15 protein-coding genes and 1 pseudogene are annotated in these 16,526 nt (G+C 63.1%); 10 read left to right on the forward strand and 6 right to left on the reverse strand.

Features of this window, described 5'->3' with window-relative positions:
• Nucleotides 1-52 precede the first annotated feature (52 nt).
• Nucleotides 53-709, forward strand: a complete 657-nt coding sequence (locus tag SFY93_RS29675; protein ID WP_414716924.1) for a carbon-nitrogen hydrolase family protein — start codon at nt 53-55, stop codon at nt 707-709.
• An 18-nt stretch (nt 710-727) separates the two neighbouring features.
• Here the strand turns inward: SFY93_RS29675 and SFY93_RS15765 are convergent.
• Nucleotides 728-913, reverse strand: a pseudogene (locus tag SFY93_RS15765) (transposase); the annotation flags it as partial.
• A 400-nt stretch (nt 914-1,313) separates the two neighbouring features.
• Between SFY93_RS15765 and SFY93_RS15770 the strand changes: the two are divergent.
• Together SFY93_RS15770 and SFY93_RS15775 are read left to right on the forward strand one after the other, a co-directional pair.
• Nucleotides 1,314-1,784, forward strand: a complete 471-nt coding sequence (locus tag SFY93_RS15770) for an RT0821/Lpp0805 family surface protein (RefSeq protein ID WP_320443782.1) — start codon at nt 1,314-1,316, stop codon at nt 1,782-1,784.
• Nucleotides 1,785-1,883: 99 nt separating this feature from the next.
• Nucleotides 1,884-3,263: a hypothetical protein gene (locus SFY93_RS15775; protein WP_175367430.1), complete on the forward strand. Its 1,380-nt coding sequence runs from the start codon at nt 1,884-1,886 to the stop codon at nt 3,261-3,263.
• A gap of 58 nt (nt 3,264-3,321) precedes the next feature.
• Here SFY93_RS15775 and SFY93_RS15780 read toward each other — a convergent pair whose 3' ends face one another.
• Both SFY93_RS15780 and SFY93_RS15785 read right to left on the reverse strand, forming a co-directional pair.
• A complete protein-coding gene (locus SFY93_RS15780; RefSeq protein ID WP_320443783.1) occupies nt 3,322-5,397 on the reverse strand; it encodes a 2Fe-2S iron-sulfur cluster-binding protein in 2,076 nt (691 codons plus the stop codon).
• A gap of 57 nt (nt 5,398-5,454) precedes the next feature.
• Nucleotides 5,455-6,072, reverse strand: a complete 618-nt coding sequence (locus tag SFY93_RS15785; protein ID WP_320443784.1) for a glutathione S-transferase family protein — start codon at nt 6,070-6,072, stop codon at nt 5,455-5,457.
• Nucleotides 6,073-6,446: 374 nt separating this feature from the next.
• Between SFY93_RS15785 and ccmI the strand changes: the two genes are divergently transcribed.
• Genes ccmI through SFY93_RS15805 form a run of 4 tightly spaced genes read left to right on the forward strand, consistent with a single transcriptional unit; the run spans nt 6,447 to nt 10,535 of the window.
• Nucleotides 6,447-7,565: a c-type cytochrome biogenesis protein CcmI gene (gene ccmI, locus SFY93_RS15790; protein ID WP_320443785.1), complete on the forward strand. Its 1,119-nt coding sequence runs from the start codon at nt 6,447-6,449 to the stop codon at nt 7,563-7,565.
• A gap of 6 nt (nt 7,566-7,571) precedes the next feature.
• The gene (ccmE, locus tag SFY93_RS15795) at nt 7,572-8,060 is read left to right on the forward strand and encodes a cytochrome c maturation protein CcmE (protein ID WP_320443786.1); all 489 of its coding nucleotides are present in this window, start codon (nt 7,572-7,574) and stop codon (nt 8,058-8,060) included.
• Entirely contained in the window at nt 8,057-10,039 is a 1,983-nt protein-coding gene (locus SFY93_RS15800; RefSeq protein WP_320443787.1) for a heme lyase CcmF/NrfE family subunit, read from the forward strand. The genes ccmE and SFY93_RS15800 overlap by 4 nt, the downstream gene beginning before the upstream one ends.
• A gap of 4 nt (nt 10,040-10,043) precedes the next feature.
• Nucleotides 10,044-10,535, forward strand: coding sequence for a cytochrome c-type biogenesis protein (locus tag SFY93_RS15805; RefSeq protein WP_320443788.1), 492 nt, complete (start codon nt 10,044-10,046; stop codon nt 10,533-10,535).
• Nucleotides 10,536-10,548: 13 nt separating this feature from the next.
• On the opposite strand, the gene SFY93_RS15810 is transcribed toward SFY93_RS15805, so the two are convergent.
• The 3 genes from SFY93_RS15810 to SFY93_RS15820 form a co-directional block, all read right to left on the reverse strand.
• A protein-coding gene (locus tag SFY93_RS15810; RefSeq protein ID WP_320443789.1) for an IS5 family transposase occupies nt 10,549-11,306 on the reverse strand; the annotation gives its coding sequence in 2 pieces (ribosomal slippage) (nt 10,549-10,964 and nt 10,964-11,306; 759 coding nt in all).
• Between the two features lie 104 nt (nt 11,307-11,410).
• Nucleotides 11,411-12,097, reverse strand: a complete 687-nt coding sequence (locus SFY93_RS15815; RefSeq protein WP_320443790.1) for a GntR family transcriptional regulator — start codon at nt 12,095-12,097, stop codon at nt 11,411-11,413.
• Nucleotides 12,094-13,002, reverse strand: a complete 909-nt coding sequence (locus tag SFY93_RS15820; protein WP_320443791.1) for an amidohydrolase family protein — start codon at nt 13,000-13,002, stop codon at nt 12,094-12,096. Before SFY93_RS15820 ends, SFY93_RS15815 begins: the two co-directional genes overlap by 4 nt.
• Before the next feature lie 136 nt (nt 13,003-13,138).
• On the opposite strand from SFY93_RS15820, the gene SFY93_RS15825 reads away from it, so the two are divergent.
• From SFY93_RS15825 to SFY93_RS15835, 3 genes are all read left to right on the forward strand, one after another.
• Nucleotides 13,139-14,107: a Bug family tripartite tricarboxylate transporter substrate binding protein gene (locus SFY93_RS15825; protein WP_320443792.1), complete on the forward strand. Its 969-nt coding sequence runs from the start codon at nt 13,139-13,141 to the stop codon at nt 14,105-14,107.
• A 37-nt stretch (nt 14,108-14,144) separates the two neighbouring features.
• Nucleotides 14,145-14,540, forward strand: a complete 396-nt coding sequence (locus tag SFY93_RS15830; RefSeq protein WP_231080980.1) for a carboxymuconolactone decarboxylase family protein — start codon at nt 14,145-14,147, stop codon at nt 14,538-14,540.
• 188 nt (nt 14,541-14,728) lie between these two features.
• Entirely contained in the window at nt 14,729-16,324 is a 1,596-nt protein-coding gene (locus tag SFY93_RS15835) for a Do family serine endopeptidase (protein ID WP_175367418.1), read from the forward strand.
• The last annotated feature ends 202 nt before the right edge of the window (nt 16,325-16,526 follow it).

Genomic DNA, 16,526 nt, shown 5'->3' on the forward strand with positions numbered 1-16,526 from the left:
GTTTGGCAGACGACTTTCCAAGACGACAGTCGATATATTGGTAACGAATGAGTTGCCTTTCGGTCCCTGGATTGCGTCAATCCCGGATTTCGATCCGAAACTGGCCGAATATAGCATTGAGTGTCATCGGGCAGGCGTAGCGGCACTCGAAAGGCTAAATATCCCAGCGGTCATTTCTTCTCGACCTGTTTGGGAGGGGGCGCGGCTTGCAAATGAAGCTTTCTGTCTTGAAGGTGGAGAAGTAAGACATCTCCACACAAAGCAATATTTTCCAGCGGAATTGGGCTGGTATGAGTCGAATTGGTACACGACCCAATCGCGCGAATTCGAGCCGGTCGTAGTTTGCGGTGTATGCGTAGGAGTGCTGCTATGCACGGAAGTGATGTTCAACGAACATGCTCGCCATTACCGTAAACAAGGCGCCGAGTTGATCGTTGTACCGAGAGCCACGGGTAGAACCGTGGATGTTTTTCGCACAGCGGGTGCGATGGCCTCGATTGTTTCAGGCTGTTATGTCGTAAGCTCGAACCGCGTTGGGCAAGGATCAAGTGGGCCGATATTTGGAGGCAAAGGTTTCGCGTGCGCGCCTACTGGAGAATTAATCGACATGACGTCTCCGGAAAACCCGTTCGTGGTAATCGAGCTTGATATCGCTTCCGTCAAAGAGAAGCAGAAGAGCTACCCCTGTTATGTGACTGGACCTGTTTGATCAGCGCAGTGGTTCCAGCAGCCGTTTGGCCTCCGAGATATCCATTCCGCCGAATTTGCCTTTCCAATTGTACAGTGTCGCCTTGGAGACGCCGTGCCTGCGCGCGAGATCAGCGGCTTTCGCCCCCGCCTCGTGCTCGCACAACACATCGATAGTCTGTTCTTCCCTTAACCTGGCTCGCTTCTTCTTTTCTGTCCTGCTTATCGGATGAGGCGGAGTCGCGCTTTCTATAACCCATTTTTGACCCATCGTATGAGCTATAGGAAAGGCCGCTATAGCTCATGGGATGGAGCTGGCAGCAGCCGGATTGGCCGGAATTCAGCTACGGATAAGCGTCGCTGAGTGTCGCTTTGAATGCGCTTATTGAGAATCGCCCGTTCGCTGGAGCGCCGTATATGGTCTTCGGCTCTGTGGGCCGGCAGCCCAGTTTTATCGATGGATTTGCGACAGGCCTCCTCAGCCTATGCAAGCCCACCCCGTTTCTGAAGAGATCGAGTGGGGTCCGAAACCCGCCCGCCTTGCGCCCCGTTGTCGCCCGAATTATCCCGTTCGTAACGTCTTTGACGTTTCCTGTGTTCCGGTTTGCGTTCGGGGTCTGCGGTCCATGGTCAAGTTCAACGCCTTCTGTGTTGCCGCCGTCGCGCTGACGCTGGGTGGTTGCGACGTGACGACGTCGGACGGCGGGCTGGGCCTCGGCACCGATACGATCGCCCGGGCCTACAGCAGCACCAAGTCGGCCGTTGGCCTGTCAGAGGAAAATGCAGCGGCGGCGGTGACCAATGCCGCCTTTGGCGGGCTGATCGGCGCCAAACTCGGTGCCCAGCTCAACGACGAGGACCGCCGGCTGGCTTACGAGGCCCAGATCGCCGCCCTTGACCGCGGTGCACCCGGCGCTCCGGTGCCCTGGCGCAACGCCGCGTCGGGACGCTATGGCAATATCGTCGCCGGACCGGCCTATAACCAGAAGGGCCGGGAATGCCGCGGCTTTTCCCACACGGTCACCGTCAATGGTGACCTCAAGACCGCCCGCGGTACCGCCTGCCGCAGCCCCGAAGGCACCTGGGCGGCGGCCTGATCCCGGTTCCTCAACGCCTTCTTAACGGGGCGCCTGCTACAAAAATCGGTGGCGATTTTCGGTTGTAGATCGACCGGAAAGCACGGATTCCTAGGCTGCATGAACAAAACCTCGATCGATCGCTTGCGGGAGTATTTGGCGCAACTGCCCGAGCAGTCGCAGATGCTGCTGATGCGCGAATATGAGCGCGCGATTGAGCGCGGCGAAGACGTCGTGGTCGCCAATTTCGTGCTCGACCTGCTGCGCGGCGTGGTTCGCGGCCACGAGAATGCAGTGCGCCCGCGCGTCGAGGATCCCACCCGGCTCGTCTTCAAATCGCTCGAGCCGTTCCTTGTCGAAGGTGTGGGCAATGTCCGGCCCGGACAGATCCGGCGCGCCTCGCTGCTGCCGATCTGGCAGTGGCTGGAGCGCGACGCCGCAGACGCCGTGCGCGAGTTCGAGGCGGCCGTCTCTGCGTCGCCGGAGCCGGGCGCATCGGACATCGAACGTGCGGTCAAGAAATTCCAGCAGGCGGCAGCAGCCGCCATTACCACTGCCACATCGGGCAATCGCGGCGCGGCCCGCATCGGGCCGACCCATGCGGTCGAGGACCTGCCGTCCATCGGCGCGGTGCTGAAGGCGCGCGAGCAACTCGACGGCTTTGCGGGCAAGCTGCCGAGCGTGCTGCGCAGCTTCGGCGATAGCCAGATCGCCTCGGTGAATAGCGCGCTGAACGTGCCGACGCTGACCACGCCGCAGGTGCTGCCTTTCGCACTCTCGCTGGTGATGCAGCGGCTGGCGGCGCCATGGCAGATCATTCGTCTGGCCGTGAAGATCGCGGCCTCGGACGATGAAATCCGCGTGGCCGCCACGCCCTATGGCGTTGCCGTGACCATGGCGCTGTCCGATCTCAATCGCGTCGCGGCCGAACTGCGCTCCGATATCAGGCGCGGCAAGTTCGACAGCGCCCCCGAACATCTCAAGGTCGCCCATGACGGCGTGCGTGGCCTGCGCACCGAACTCGACATGCGCAACGATAGTACCTGGGGCCGCCAGATGGCGTCGATCCGGGTGGAGATTTCCTCGACGCTGCAGTCGGAGATCGAGAGCGTGCCGGGCAGGGTGCGGCGTCTGCTGCGCCAGCGCCCTGACAAGGATATTGCCGCGACGGCGACGATCGATTTCGCCGAGGTCGAGGAGACCGTGGCGCTGATCAATTTCGTCGCGGTGTGCCGGACCTATGCCAGCGAACTCGCCATCAACGAGGTGACGCTGCGGACCTATTCCGACCTGCAGCAATATGTCGAGAAGTCCACGGAGTCGCTGGTGCAGTCGCTGCGCGCCGGCGATGCCCGCGTCCGTAGCTACCGGCAGATGCAGGCCAAGGCCGCGATCCGCTTCTGCCAGGTGTTGTTCGGCCAGGAATATGCCTCGCTGATGAGCCGCGCCGCCGAACAGGCCATGGTCGTGGTCGAGCGCAAGCCGAAGCGGGCCGGCTAGGCCAGGCGATGCAAATGGCTCGTCGGCGATGTGACATCCGCATCGTCTCATCCCGAGATCAGCGCGCCAATTGAATGCGATTGGTTTCGCTGCCGTCATGTGCGGCCGGGACGGCGCAGCAGATCAGCACGTCATCGTCGGTCACCGCAGCGGCTGGCTCTTTGACGTAGGTCACCGCTCCCGCCAGAAGCTTCGTTCGGCAGGTGCCGCAATGTCCTTCCCGACAACTGAAATCGGGGCTCAGACCTCGGGATTCGGCGAGGTCGAGCAACGATCCCGACGCTGGTGTCCAGCGCGCTTCCTTCAACGACTCTGTGAACACGACATGCACCGATGTCGACGACAGTGGTCGGCGCGCCGGTGCTGTCGCCGGGCTGTCAACGGTTCGTACCAGTGACGCGGGGCCGAATGCTTCGGCGTGGATACGGTTGTCGGCGATGTTCAGTGCACGAAGACCGTCATAGATCGACTGCATGAATCCGGAAGGTCCGCAGAGATAGTAATCGTAGTCGCCAACCGGCATGAACCGTGACAGCAGGGCCATGTCGATACGCCCCGCAGCGTCGTAGTCGGGACCTTCTTCGGCATCCGTGATGTCGCCGAGAACTCGGATGACCCGGACTGCGTCTCCAGCGGAGGCCGCAAGCTCATCCAATTCGTTGCCGAAGGCACGCTCGTTCTTCGAACGGGCTGCCTGAAAAAGCACGGTCGGTCGAATCTTGAGCGTCCGCAGCCCTTCGTAAATCACATGCCGCAGCATCGCGAGCATCGGCGTGATGCCGATGCCGCCCGCCAGCAGCACCGCTGGTCGCGCCTCAGCGGCATCGATCGTGAATTCACCGGCGGGCGCGCTTGCTTCGATCACGTCGCCAATATTGATGCCGTCGTGTAGCCGCTGCGACACCAGTCCGTCGCGTTTGACGCTGATGCGGTAGACGTGATCCGAAGGCGCGACCGACAGCGTATAGGTTCGGATGGTGGTCTTCTCCGCGCCGTCAATGGGCAGTCTGATCGGGAGATACTGCCCGGCGCGATGAGGCAGGAGACCGGCGCCGTCGGTCGGCTCCAGATGGAACGACCTGACCGTTGCGCTCTCATCGACGATGTTGATGACCTTGAACGGCCGCCATTTGGTCGCAAGTTCTGCAGCCCGCAGACGGCCGGCTGCCTGCTCCCAACTGCCTGTCATGAGTGTGCTCGGAGCCCATCCGTCCGGCCGGGACGACCAGCGCAGGGACAGGGCACCGCGCCGAAGAACGACGCGCCGCGCGTTGAATTGCCAAAGGCGCTCGGCGCCCTGGAAGGCGGCGATCTCCGGGGAGTCCAGTATGACCCGGGCGTCACCGGTCATCTGCAGCACGTCGCCTGTCTCGAAATCGACGAACAAGAGTCCGGCTTTGCTGTTGATGAGGATGTTGCCCAGCGTGGCGAAAAAGAGATTGCCTGCGAAATCCGGGATTGTGAGCGTGCCGTCGTCGGCAACGCGAACGAAACCGGGATTGCCGCCGCGGCTCGAGACGTCGACCTGTCGACGGGATTCTCGCTCGACATAGGACGCGACAAAGAACATGTCGGCGGCTTCGATCATGCGGCGTGCCGTTGCGTCGATTTCGGCTTTCTCTTCGATATTTCCCGTAAACGGTTCGCGTGGATCGCGCACGAACTCGTAATCGCGGAGCTGGATGTAGCGCGGGCAATTGCCGAAACTTTGGTCGACGTCGAAATGGATCGCGTTGTTGTCCGACGGCCCGATGATGCCGTTGACGCGATTCCGGCGGCGCGTGTGAAGTTCGATGCCGAGCAGGCCGATTGCATCGCCCTCGTGTATCCCTTCGCTGGCGGGATCGCTTGGCTCCCTGACGACATCGATATCGAGCGATTGCGCTGTTGGCGATGAGATGAAGCCAGGCTTGCCGGTGACAAATGTGGCCCATGCGTCACCTGCGCCGTCGACGCTGCCGAGCGCGATAAAGGGGATCTGGGCGTAGAAATCCCGGTGTTGCGCCGGCATGTAGTCGCGCACGATGCGCTTGCCGAGCTCATCCATGTGAGTCGAAACGCCGACCTTTTCCTGAATCGCCTTCTCGCCGGCGTGCCAGATGTCCAGTTTTGATAGCGACATAATATCGGTCATCGGTCCGCTCTCGTTGGCGGTGTCGGGCGTATGCCTGGATACGCCCGACACACGCAGTTAAGCCGCAGCGGCGAGGCCGACGGGGGTCTTGGCGAAAGGCACGAAGCCGGGCAGCGTTTCGATGCGGCGCAAGAAGGCGGTCACCTTGGGATAGCCGGACAGATCGACATTTCCTTCCGGCGCGCTTGCGATGTAGCTGTAGAGCGCCACATCCGCGATGGTCGGACCATTGCCGACAAGCCAGTCGCGATCGGCGAGATGCGCTTCGACCAGTGCCAACAAGGCGTGCGCGCGCTCGATGACTTCCTCTGGATTGAAGTTCCTGCCGAAAACGGTGATCAGCCGTGCAGCGGCAGGACCATAGGCCAGTTGGCCGGCAGCGACAGACAGCCAGCGCTGGATGGCCGCGCTTCCCTTCGCGTCATCGGGCAGCCACTCGGCTCGGCCGGACGTCTTGGCGAGATAAACGAGGATGGCGTTCGAGTCGGAGACAATGGTGCCACTGTCATCGAGGACCGGCACCTGACCGAACGGATTGAGCGCAAGGAAATCCGGCGTCTTGTGCGCGCCCGACTTCAGGTCAACCTCTATGAGTTCGTGGGGCAGGCCAAGGAGCGAAGCGAACAGATGCGCGCGATGAGAGTGGCCGGACAGTGGATGGTGATAGAGCTTCATGATTGTGATCCTGAATTCGTGGTCGGGTCCATTCCCGTTCAGCGAATGCAAGTTGCTTCATGATCTGGCGCGCGAGAATGCACGCTCTGCGCACTTCATCATTGCGCCGGATGAAATAACCGCGGCCTTTGTCGGCGCGCGGCAGGCCCGATAGCGGTTTCGTCAATCGCGTCGATGGGTCTTCCCGGAGGGCATCCACGTCGCGGAGGGGGCATTACTCGGAAAGCGGGCTCGCAGCCGCCGCAATCCTTGATCCAGAACAAGCGGCTGGACGTCGCGATGGCATAAAAGTCAATTGCGCGGCGTCGGCGGCCATGGTGTAACCCGGCAAAGACGTCGTTTAGATCGACTCAAGACTACGCCGGAACCCATTGATGGCCTTATGGTTTGTGTTCGCCTTGATGACCGCCGCAGCGACTTTCGCCGTGTTGTGGCCGCTTGGCCGGACCCGCTCCGATGCCGGGGGCACCGAGGCCACTGTCTACCGGGATCAGATGGCTGAAATCTCCCGCGATACCGCCGCCGGCCTGATCGGACCGACCGAGGCGGAAGCGGCGCGTGTCGAGATCAGCCGCCGTCTGCTGGCAGCCGTCGATGCCGAGGGCGCGGCGTCCGTAGGCAGCAGTCCCGGCTTTCGCCGCGCGGTGGCGCTGGTGGCGCTGATCGGCCTGCCGCTGCTGGCCATCGGCTTCTATCTGCCGCTCGGCTCGCCTGCCATGCCGGACTTTCCGCTCGCCGCGCGCAACCAGTCGCCCAGTCCCACCCAGCCGCTGGACAATCTCGTCGCACAGGTCGAGCAGCATCTCGAGAAAAACCCGACCGACGGCCGTGGCTGGACCGTGCTTGCGCCGGTGCTGGCGAAGATCGGCCGTACCGACGATGCGGTGCGCGCGTTCCGCAATGCGATCACCTATGCCGGCGATACGGCTGCGCGGCGCGCCGATCTCGGCGAGGCCATGGCGATGGCCGCCAATGGTGTCATCACCGCGGATGCCAAGACCGAATTCGAACGCGCTGTCGCGCTCGATGCCGGTGAGGTCAAGGCCCGCTATTTCCTGGGCCTCGCAGCCGAGCAGGACGGGCGTGGCAGCGACGCGGCGGTGATCTGGCGCGACATGCTGGTAAAGGGACCAGCGGATGCGCCGTGGCGTCCGGTGGTCACGGCGGCCCTGGCGCGTGTCGGCGGGAGCGCTCCGAAATCAGGCCCGAACCTGCCGGCGCTGTCGGAAGACACGATCGCGTCGGTACAGGGCATGAATGCAGGCGACCGCAATGCGATGATCCATAGCATGGTCGACCGGCTCGCCACGCGGCTCAAGCAGGATGGCAGCGATGTCGAGGGATGGTTGCGGCTGGTGCGTGCCTATATGGTGCTCGGTGAGCGCGACAAGGCAAAGAGCGCGCTGGCAGATGCACGGGAGGCGGTCGGCACCGATGCCGAGCGGCTGCGCAAGCTGAACGATGGCCTGAAAGACACCGGGCTGGATGGGTGACTTCCAATGACGCGCAAGCAGCGACGATTGACGATGATAGGTGGAGCGCTGGTGGTGCTCGCCATCGCGGCCGGACTCGTGCTCAACGCAATGCGCGACTCCATCGTGTTCTTCTCGACGCCGCAGATGGTTGCCGAAAAGCAGATCCCGGTCGGCAAGCGCTTTCGTCTCGGCGGCATGGTCGAGCAGGGCTCGCTGGTGCGCGGCGATAATCTCGCCGTGAGCTTCAAGGTCTCCGATGGTGGCGCAACCTTGCCGGTGAACTACAAGGGCATCCTGCCGGATCTGTTCCGCGAGGGGCAGGGCGTCGTCGCCGAAGGCGCGATGGATGCGTCGGGCGTGTTCAAGGCCGATACTGTCCTGGCGAAGCATGACGAGAACTACATGCCGAAGGAAGTCGCTGACGCGCTCAAGAAACAGGGGCGCTGGCAGGAAGGCGAGGGCGGCAAGCCGGTGATGTCGCAGGGCGCCGCCAAGCCCGTGGTGACGCAGTGATTGCCGAAGCCGGACATTACGCATTGGTGCTGGCGCTGGCGCTGGCGTTGATCCAGTCGACGGTGCCGATCATCGGTGCGCGCCTGCGCGATCCCGCATTGATGAATGTCGCGCGCTCCACGGCACTGGCGCAGTTGCTGTTTGCGGGGCTGTCGTTTCTCGCGCTGACGACGCTCTACGTCACGTCGGATTTCTCTGTCGCCAACGTGTTCGAGAATTCGCACTCCGCCAAACCGCTGCTCTACAAGATCACCGGCGTGTGGGGAAACCACGAAGGCTCGATGCTGCTGTGGGTATCGATCCTTGCGCTGTTTGGCGGGCTGGTTGCCGCCTTCGGCAACAATCTGCCACTGTCGCTGCGCGCGCATGTGCTGGCAGTGCAGGGCTGGATCGCTGCGGCGTTCTATCTGTTCATCCTGATGACCTCGAATCCGTTCCTGCGCCTAGCACAGCCGCCGCTCGAGGGGCGCGATCTCAATCCGGTGCTGCAGGATATCGGCCTCGCGGTGCATCCGCCGATGCTCTATCTCGGCTATGTCGGCTTCTCCATCGCATTCTCCTTCGCCGTCGCCGCGCTGATCGAAGGCCGCATCGATGCCGCCTGGGCACGCTGGGTGCGGCCATGGACACTAGTGGCGTGGATCTTCCTGACGCTCGGCATCGCGATGGGCTCGTATTGGGCCTATTACGAACTCGGCTGGGGCGGCTGGTGGTTCTGGGATCCCGTCGAGAATGCCTCGCTGATGCCATGGCTGTCCGGCACCGCGCTGTTGCACTCCGCTGTCGTGATGGAGAAACGCAACGCGCTGAAGGTCTGGACCATACTTCTCGCGATCCTGACTTTCTCGCTGTCGCTGCTCGGCACCTTCCTGGTGCGCTCCGGCGTCCTCACCTCGGTTCATGCCTTCGCGACCGACCCGACGCGCGGCGTGTTCATCCTGCTGATCCTGTGCGTGTTCATTGGCGGCAGCCTGACGCTGTATATGTGGCGCGCGTCGTCGCTGAAGCAGGGCGGACTGTTCGCGCCGATCTCGCGCGAGGGCGCGCTGGTGCTGAACAACCTGTTCCTCACCACGGCCTGCGCCACGGTGTTCATCGGCACGTTGTATCCGCTGGCGCTGGAAATGCTGACCGGCGAGAAGATCTCGGTGGGCGCGCCGTTCTTCAACCTCACTTTCGGGCCACTGTTCGTGCCGCTGCTGCTGGCGATGCCGTTCGGGCCGCTGCTGGCGTGGAAGCGCGGCGATCTCAGAGGCGTCACGCAGCGGCTGATGGCGGCCGGCATTGCAGCGCTTCTGGCGGTGGCATTGGTCTGGGCATGGACGACCGGCGGGGCGGCGCTGGCGCCGCTGGCGATCGGGCTCGGCGTGTTCGTGATCGCCGGATCGATCGTCGATGTCGCCGAGCGGACCATGCTGTTTCGTTTGCCGTTCGACGCCGCGTTCCGGCGTGCGCGCGGATTGCCGCGCGCGGCCTGGGGCACGGCTTTTGCTCATGCCGGCATCGGCGTCGCGCTGATCGGCATCGTTTGCGAGAGCACGTGGAATACCGAATATATCGGCACCATGCAGCCGAACGATGTGGCGAAGCTTGCCGGCTATGAGCTCACGCTCAAGGATGTGACGCAGCGGCAGGGGCCGAATTTCCGCGAGAGCCTCGCGCGTTTCAGGGTGACGCGCGGCGGCGACGAGATCGGCGAAATGACGCCATCGAAGCGCAACTTCACCGCGCGGCAGTCCTCGACCACGGAAGCCGCGCTGCTGTCGCGCGGCGCCAGCCAGCTCTATATCTCGCTCGGTGAGGAGGCCGCCGGCGGCGCGGTTGCCGTGCGAATGTATCACAAGCCGCTGGTGCTGATGATCTGGTGGGGACCGGTGCTGATGGCCTTTGGTGGGCTGCTGTCGCTATCCGATCGGCGGCTGCGCGTCGGCGCGCCGAAGCCGGCAAAGGCATCGCGCGCACTGCAGCCGGCGGAGTGACGGCGTGACACGCATTGTCGCAAGCCTCGCCTTTATGTTCCTGCTCGCTGCGCCGCTCGCGCATGCGGTGCAGCCCGACGAGATCATGAAGGACCCGGCCCAGGAAGGCCGCGCGCGCAACCTGTCGAAGGAGCTGCGCTGCATGGTCTGTCAGAATCAGTCCATCGACGATTCCGATGCACCGCTGGCGCGTGATCTGCGTCTCCTAGTGCGCGAGCGTATCGCCACTGGCGAAAGCGACAAGCAGGTGCTGGATTTCCTTGTGGCGCGCTATGGCGAATTCGTGTTGCTGAAGCCGCGCCTCAACCTGCATACGCTGCTGCTGTGGCTGCTGACGCCGCTGGTGCTGATATCAGGCGGTGTCGCCTTGTGGTGGCACAACCGGCGACGGGGCAGGGCTGCAGGCGATGATGATGCCGTGATGCAGCTCACCGCCGAGGAAGAAGCGCGGATCGAAAAGCTGATTGCGGCGCAGAACGAGACGACGTCGACCTAGGGCCGATCGACATTCATTGGTTCCAGATCATTGCTGCGGCGAGGTGGATGAAGCCAGCAAAGTGCGAGGTTCGTCTGTCATAGCGTGTGGCGAAGCGCCGGAAGTGTTTGAGTCGGCAGAAGCAGCGCTCGATCCGATTGCGCTGCTTGTAGACGTTGATGTCGTGCGGAATGATGACCTTGCGGGTTCGGTTGGACGGGATGACCGCTGTTGCCCCCATATCGGCGATGATCGCGCGTAGCGCGTTGCTGTCATAGGCCTTGTCGGCAAGCACGGCTTCGCCGGTCTGGCCCTGGAGCAAGGCAGGCGCCTGGGTGACGTCGCCAGCCTGTCCGGCTGTGATGATGAAGCGGAGCGGGCGACCAAGTGTATCGGCCAGCATATGGATCTTCGTGGTCAGTCCACCTCGGGAACGCCCCAGCGCCTGATCTTTAGCCCCCCTTTTCCGCCCGCAGCCTGCTGGTGAGCGCGAACGATGGTGCTGTCGATCATCAGATACTGATTATCCCGGTCTGCCGTCAGGGCTGTGAACACGCGTTCCCAGACCCCGGCATGGCACCAGCGGCTGAACCGCCGATGTACCGTCTTCCACTTGCCGTACCGTTCCGGCAGGTCGCACCAATGCGCACCCGAGCGCAGAACCCACAAACAGCCGTTCACGAATAGGCGGTTATCAGTCGCTGTGCGTCCTGCGTCGCCAGCCTTGCCCGGCAGCAGCGGAGAAATCTTCACCCACTGCGCCTCATTCAATTCGTAGCGCTTCGCCCCCATCACTTGCTCCGTGCAAATCATGGAGCCCTATGAATCAGCGATTGAACCTCTTGGGAATCCTGAATGTCGATCGGCTCTAGGCCGGTCGTTGCCGCGGTCGGCGTCTATTCGACCGCCAGCACCGCCTGGATATTGCGGCCGGTGCGTTCGATGTGCTCCCGCAGGATCCGCGTTGCATCGCGCGTGCGCCGCTCGATCATCGCGTGGGCCATGGCCGTGTGTTCTGCAGGCACATCGCGATCCGGCTGATGCTTCTTCAGGAAGATGCGACGATAGCGATCGCTCTGGTCGTGCAGCGTCGCACAGAACTGCCGCAGCAACGGCATCTGGCACGCCGAGATCAGTTCGGCGTGGAAGGCGCGATGCGCAATCTCCCAGGCTTCCTGTTCGGCGGCCGAGCGTGAGCCGCGCTTGCAGCGGCTGAGCTGATGCAGCGAGCCGAGCACGCGTCCTTCCCAGGCGACATCGCCGTGTTCGATGGCTTCCTTGACGGCGAGGCCTTCGAGTTCGACGCGTAGCCGGATGATCTCGGCGAGATTGCTCGCCGAGACCGGCGTGACGCGATAGCCGCGCTGGTCGATCAGCGCGACGAGTCCGTCGTTCTCCAGACGACACAGCGCTTCGCGCAGCGGGCTGAGGCTGACGCCGAAGGCGGTGCGCAGGCGATCAAGATTGAGTTTGCTGCCCGGCAGCAGGTCGCCGCGCATGATCGAATCCCGCAAGCGGGCGACGAGCGTGGTGGACAATGTGGTCGGGATCGCGCCGGCCGTAGTGGTGTGTGCGGTGCTCATGATGCCTGTCCGATGCTCTCGAAACCGTAAAGCGAAGCCGGATTATCCACCAGTGCCAATTGCTGCGCTTTGGGATCCGGCAGCCAGAGCGGGATGAGATCGACGAGGTCGCCATCGTTCGGCATCGCGACCGGGCAGATCGGATGCGGCCAGTTGCTGCCCCAGAGGATGCGGTCGGGACGCGCCTCGACCACGCGCGCGATCATCGGCAGCATGTCGCGATGCGGATAGGGCTCCGCAGAGAGGCGATACAGGCTGGCGAGCTTGATCCAGCAGCGGTCGGTATCGAGCAATCGCAGCAAGGTTCGGAACGGTTCGGAATCGACGCCTTCCGCGGCGCTGATCCGGGCGAGGTGATCCAGCACGAACGGACTGCGGACCTGCATCAGTTGCGGCGCGACGTCGACCAGTTCGCTCGCTCTGTTGAAATGCAGCACGAGATGCCAGCCGAAATCGAAGGTCTCGTTCGCGAGACCCGCTAGATGCGCAAAGGATGCGCCGCCGCTGACGACGGTGGACATCCGGCAGCCGCGCATGCCGCGAAGGTGCATGTCTTCGAGCTCCTGCTGCGGCAGGCCCGACGGGATCACGGCCACCCCGCGCAGTCGCCGCGGATTGAGGTCGAGGGCCGCGAGGGTCGCACTATTGTCGGTGCCATGAGCGCCGCCATGCACGATGACGGCGCGGTCGATCCCGAGCGTTTCGTGGAGCTGCATCAGGTCGTCATAGGTGCAGTCTTCCGGCGTGTAGCTGCGCTGTTCGCTGAACGGAAATTCGGCCTGCGGGCCGAAGACGTGGACATGGGTATCGCAGGCACCACGCGGCATCACGAATGCCGGCCACTTCGGATGGCGATCGGGGCCGGGGCAGGGCTTAGGTGCGGCGCCAGGCGTATGCGCACTCATCGTGGCAACTCCCTTCAAATAAGCGATCTTTGTTCGCTGAAAATAAACGGTGGCAATCAGTCGATTTGACGACAGCCTTAAGTAGTGCCAACATAAAATCGACGAAACAAGAAAAATCGATTATTTGGAGGTTCGCATGCGGCACGTGGTTTCTGCACTGGTGGCTCTGGTCATGGTTTCGCTGGTCGGCCAGGTTGCCCATGCAGGGTTTCCCGAACGCGGCATCAAGATCGTGGTGCCGTTTCCCGCCGGCGGATCGAACGACGTCGTTGCCCGCTTGCTTGGCACCAAGCTGCAGGAGCTCTGGGGACAGCCGGTGGTGATCGACAACCGTGCCGGCGGCGGCGGAAACATTGGCGCGGATGCCGTCGTGCGCTCGCCCGCCGATGGCTATACGTTGCTGCTGACGGCGCCCGGACCGCTCGCGGTCAATCAGTCGCTCTACGCGCAACTCCCCTTCAATCCCGCGCAGGATTTCACGCCGGTGGCGTTGATCGCATCGGTTCCGATCGTGTTGGCGGTCAATCCCGGCGTGAAGGCGACGACGGTGGCTGAGCTGATCGCGCTCGCCAAGGCGTCGCCGGGCAAACTCAATTTCGGCTCGTCCGGCCTGGGATCAACCAATCATCTGGCGGGCGAGCTGCTGAAGGCACGCGCCGGCATCGATATCGTGCATGTGCCGTATCGCGGCGCGGCGCCGGCGATGAATGACCTGATCGCCGGTCAGATCCCGATGATGTTCGACAACATGCCGGCCATTCGTCCGCAGGTTCAGGGCGGCACGATCCGCGCGATTGCCGTGGCCGGCGCAGCACGTTCGCCTCTGTTCCCGGAACTGCCGACCATGGCGGAGGCGGGTGTCGCGAATTTCGAGGCGTCGTCATGGTTTGGCCTCGTCGCGCCGGCCAAGATGCCGCCGGATGTGACCAAGGTGCTGATCGACGGGGTGACCAAGGTGCTGAAGGACCCCGACATGGCGAAGCGTCTCGCCGATGTCGGCGCCGAGCCCGGCACGTTGTCAGGCGACGCGTTCGCTGCGTTTCTGCGCACCGAGTCGGAAAAATGGGGCCAGGTGGTGAAGACAGCGGGTGCCAAGGTCGAGTAGGACCTCGGGCCGCAATCGATTTGAAAACGGGAATCATATGACGAAGAAAATTGCTGAACTCGACGAGCTGAAGTCCCGCTACGAGACCATGATTGGCTTCACGCCGCCGAAGATCGCCAAGCGACTGGAACTGGGCATGCGCGTCGATCCCGCGCTGGTCACGGCGCTGGAGGACTGGCGGATTGCGGCATTGACGCCGGATGCGCTGGACCAGAAGACCGTGCAATTGATGTCGTTCGCGATCCTGCTGGTCCAGACGTCTGAAGCTGCTGCCAATCACGCAAAGGCTGCGATCAAGGCAGGGGCCACGCTTGAGGAACTGCACGCAAGTGCCGGAATCGCTGCGCTGTTCCGCGGCGTTGCAGCCTTCAACATGGCCGGCGAAATCCTGGCCGGTCTGTTCCCGGAGACGGGTCAAAAGACCGGCGGCTGATACCGCCGTTGCATCTGCGGATACCGGGATGATTCAGGCGCGTTGTCCCCCGCGTCATCCCGCCACACCTGTATCTGCCAGATTACCAAACCTTAATTCCCCTGCCAGCCCGCGGTAAGGTGGAAACCTCCATCTTCAGATCACACAAGGCGCCTTGCCCCCGCGCCGTTGCTCTGGAGATTTTCTCGATGTCCGACCGCCCCACCGATTTTTCCGAATTGCCGTCCTACAAGGCACCCCGCCGCTCGCTGTTCTCTGCGCGTAAATTCGCGTTGATGGCGTCGGTCGTTGCGGGCCTTGGTGTTGCCGCTTATGGCCTGTCGCCCTCCAACGGTCCGGTCGACATCTTCACCACCACTGCGCACGCGCAGGTCGACAAGCAGGTCAAGTCGCAGGCCGCGCAGCCGGTCGGCTTCGCCGATATCGTCGAGCGCGTGAAGCCATCGGTGATCTCGGTCAAGGTCAACATGAAGGAAAAGGTCGCATCGAAGGATGACGACAACAACGGCGACTCGCCGTTCCAGCCGGGCTCCCCGATGGAGCGCTTCTTCAAGCGCTTCGGCCAGGACGGCGTGCCCCCAGGCATGCGCGGTGGTCCGCGCGGCGGCGGCCGTGGCGTCGTGAGCGGTCAGGGCTCGGGCTTCTTCATCTCGGCTGACGGTTTCGCCGTAACCAACAATCACGTGGTCGATGGCGCCGACAAGGTCGAGGTCTCGACCGACGACGGCAAGACCTATTCGGCCAAGGTGATCGGCACCGATCCGCGCACCGATCTGGCGCTGATCAAGGTCGAGGGCCGCACCGATTTCCCGTTCGCCAAGCTTGCTGACGGCAAGCCGCGGATCGGCGACTGGGTGCTGGCAGTCGGCAACCCGTTCGGACTCGGCGGCACCGTGACCGCAGGCATCGTCTCGGCCTCGGGTCGCGACATCGGCAGCGGTCCGTATGACGATTTCATCCAGATCGATGCGCCCGTGAACAAGGGCAATTCGGGTGGTCCGGCTTTCGATACGTCGGGCGAAGTGATGGGCGTCAACACCGCCATCTATTCGCCTTCGGGCGGCAGCGTCGGCATCGCGTTCTCGATCCCGGCCTCGACCGTGAAGACGGTGGTGGCGCAGCTCAAGGACAAGGGTTCGGTCTCGCGTGGCTGGATCGGCGTGCAGATTCAGCCGGTGACCCAGGATATCGCCGACAGTCTCGGCCTGAAGAAGGCGGAAGGTGCGCTGGTCGCCGAGCCGCAGGCCGATGGTCCGGCAGCCAAGGCCGGCATCAAGTCGGGTGACGTCATCACCGCGGTGAATGGCACGCCGGTGAAGGATGCACGCGAACTCGCCCGCACCATTGGCGGCTTCGCGCCGGGCAACACGGTGAAGATCAACGTGCTGCACAAGGGGGAGGACAAGGTTCTGTCCATGACCCTCGGCCAGTTGCCGAACACGATAGAGGCGAAGGCCGATGTCGATAGCGGTGACAAGGGATCGTCATCGCGCGGCAGCGACGTGCCGCGGCTCGGCCTCACGGTCTCGCCCGCGAGCAGTGTCGCCGGTGCCGGCAAGGACGGCGTGGTCGTGACCGGCGTCGATCCGAAGAGCGCCGCTGCCGAGCGTGGCTTCAAGGAAGGCGACGTCATTCTCGAAGTCGCCGGCAAGAGCGTAACCAATCCCGGCGATGTGCGCGAGGCGATTGTTGCCGCGCACAACGACAACAAGAACAGCGTGCTGATCAGGGTTCGCTCGAACGGCTCATCGAAGTTCGTGGCCGTTCCCCTCGCGAAGAGCTGATCACCGCACATGAACGGAGAGTGTCGCCGGCATAGTCGCCCCCGCTGACGGCTCTTTCCAGGGGGCGAGCCACAAACTCGCTCCCGCTGCTTCCTTTCGATGGAAAACGCCCCCCTCCGTTGAAAGGCCAATGGGCGGTGAAGTTTCCCCCAGCTTCACCGCCTATTCTTCTTTCTGCTCCGAAGGATAACCGGCGGGCATT

Origin of the sequence: Tardiphaga sp. 42S5, from assembly GCF_034044155.1 — a bacterium.
Taxonomy (GTDB): domain Bacteria; phylum Pseudomonadota; class Alphaproteobacteria; order Rhizobiales; family Xanthobacteraceae; genus Tardiphaga; species Tardiphaga robiniae.

Excerpts from the sequence above, each read along its gene's own strand:
- SFY93_RS15770 (WP_320443782.1), top strand. The coding sequence starts at position 1,314 with ATGGTCAAGTTCAACGCCTTCTGTGTTGCCGCCGTCGCGCTGACGCTG.
- SFY93_RS15775 (WP_175367430.1), top strand. The coding sequence starts at position 1,884 with ATGAACAAAACCTCGATCGATCGCTTGCGGGAGTATTTGGCGCAACTG.
- SFY93_RS15780 (WP_320443783.1), bottom strand. The coding sequence starts at position 5,397 with ATGACCGATATTATGTCGCTATCAAAACTGGACATCTGGCACGCCGGC.
- SFY93_RS15785 (WP_320443784.1), bottom strand. The coding sequence starts at position 6,072 with ATGAAGCTCTATCACCATCCACTGTCCGGCCACTCTCATCGCGCGCAT.
- ccmI (WP_320443785.1), top strand. The coding sequence starts at position 6,447 with ATGGCCTTATGGTTTGTGTTCGCCTTGATGACCGCCGCAGCGACTTTC.
- ccmE (WP_320443786.1), top strand. The coding sequence starts at position 7,572 with ATGACGCGCAAGCAGCGACGATTGACGATGATAGGTGGAGCGCTGGTG.
- SFY93_RS15815 (WP_320443790.1), bottom strand. The coding sequence starts at position 12,097 with ATGAGCACCGCACACACCACTACGGCCGGCGCGATCCCGACCACATTG.
- SFY93_RS15820 (WP_320443791.1), bottom strand. The coding sequence starts at position 13,002 with ATGAGTGCGCATACGCCTGGCGCCGCACCTAAGCCCTGCCCCGGCCCC.
- SFY93_RS15825 (WP_320443792.1), top strand. The coding sequence starts at position 13,139 with ATGCGGCACGTGGTTTCTGCACTGGTGGCTCTGGTCATGGTTTCGCTG.
- SFY93_RS15830 (WP_231080980.1), top strand. The coding sequence starts at position 14,145 with ATGACGAAGAAAATTGCTGAACTCGACGAGCTGAAGTCCCGCTACGAG.
- SFY93_RS15835 (WP_175367418.1), top strand. The coding sequence starts at position 14,729 with ATGTCCGACCGCCCCACCGATTTTTCCGAATTGCCGTCCTACAAGGCA.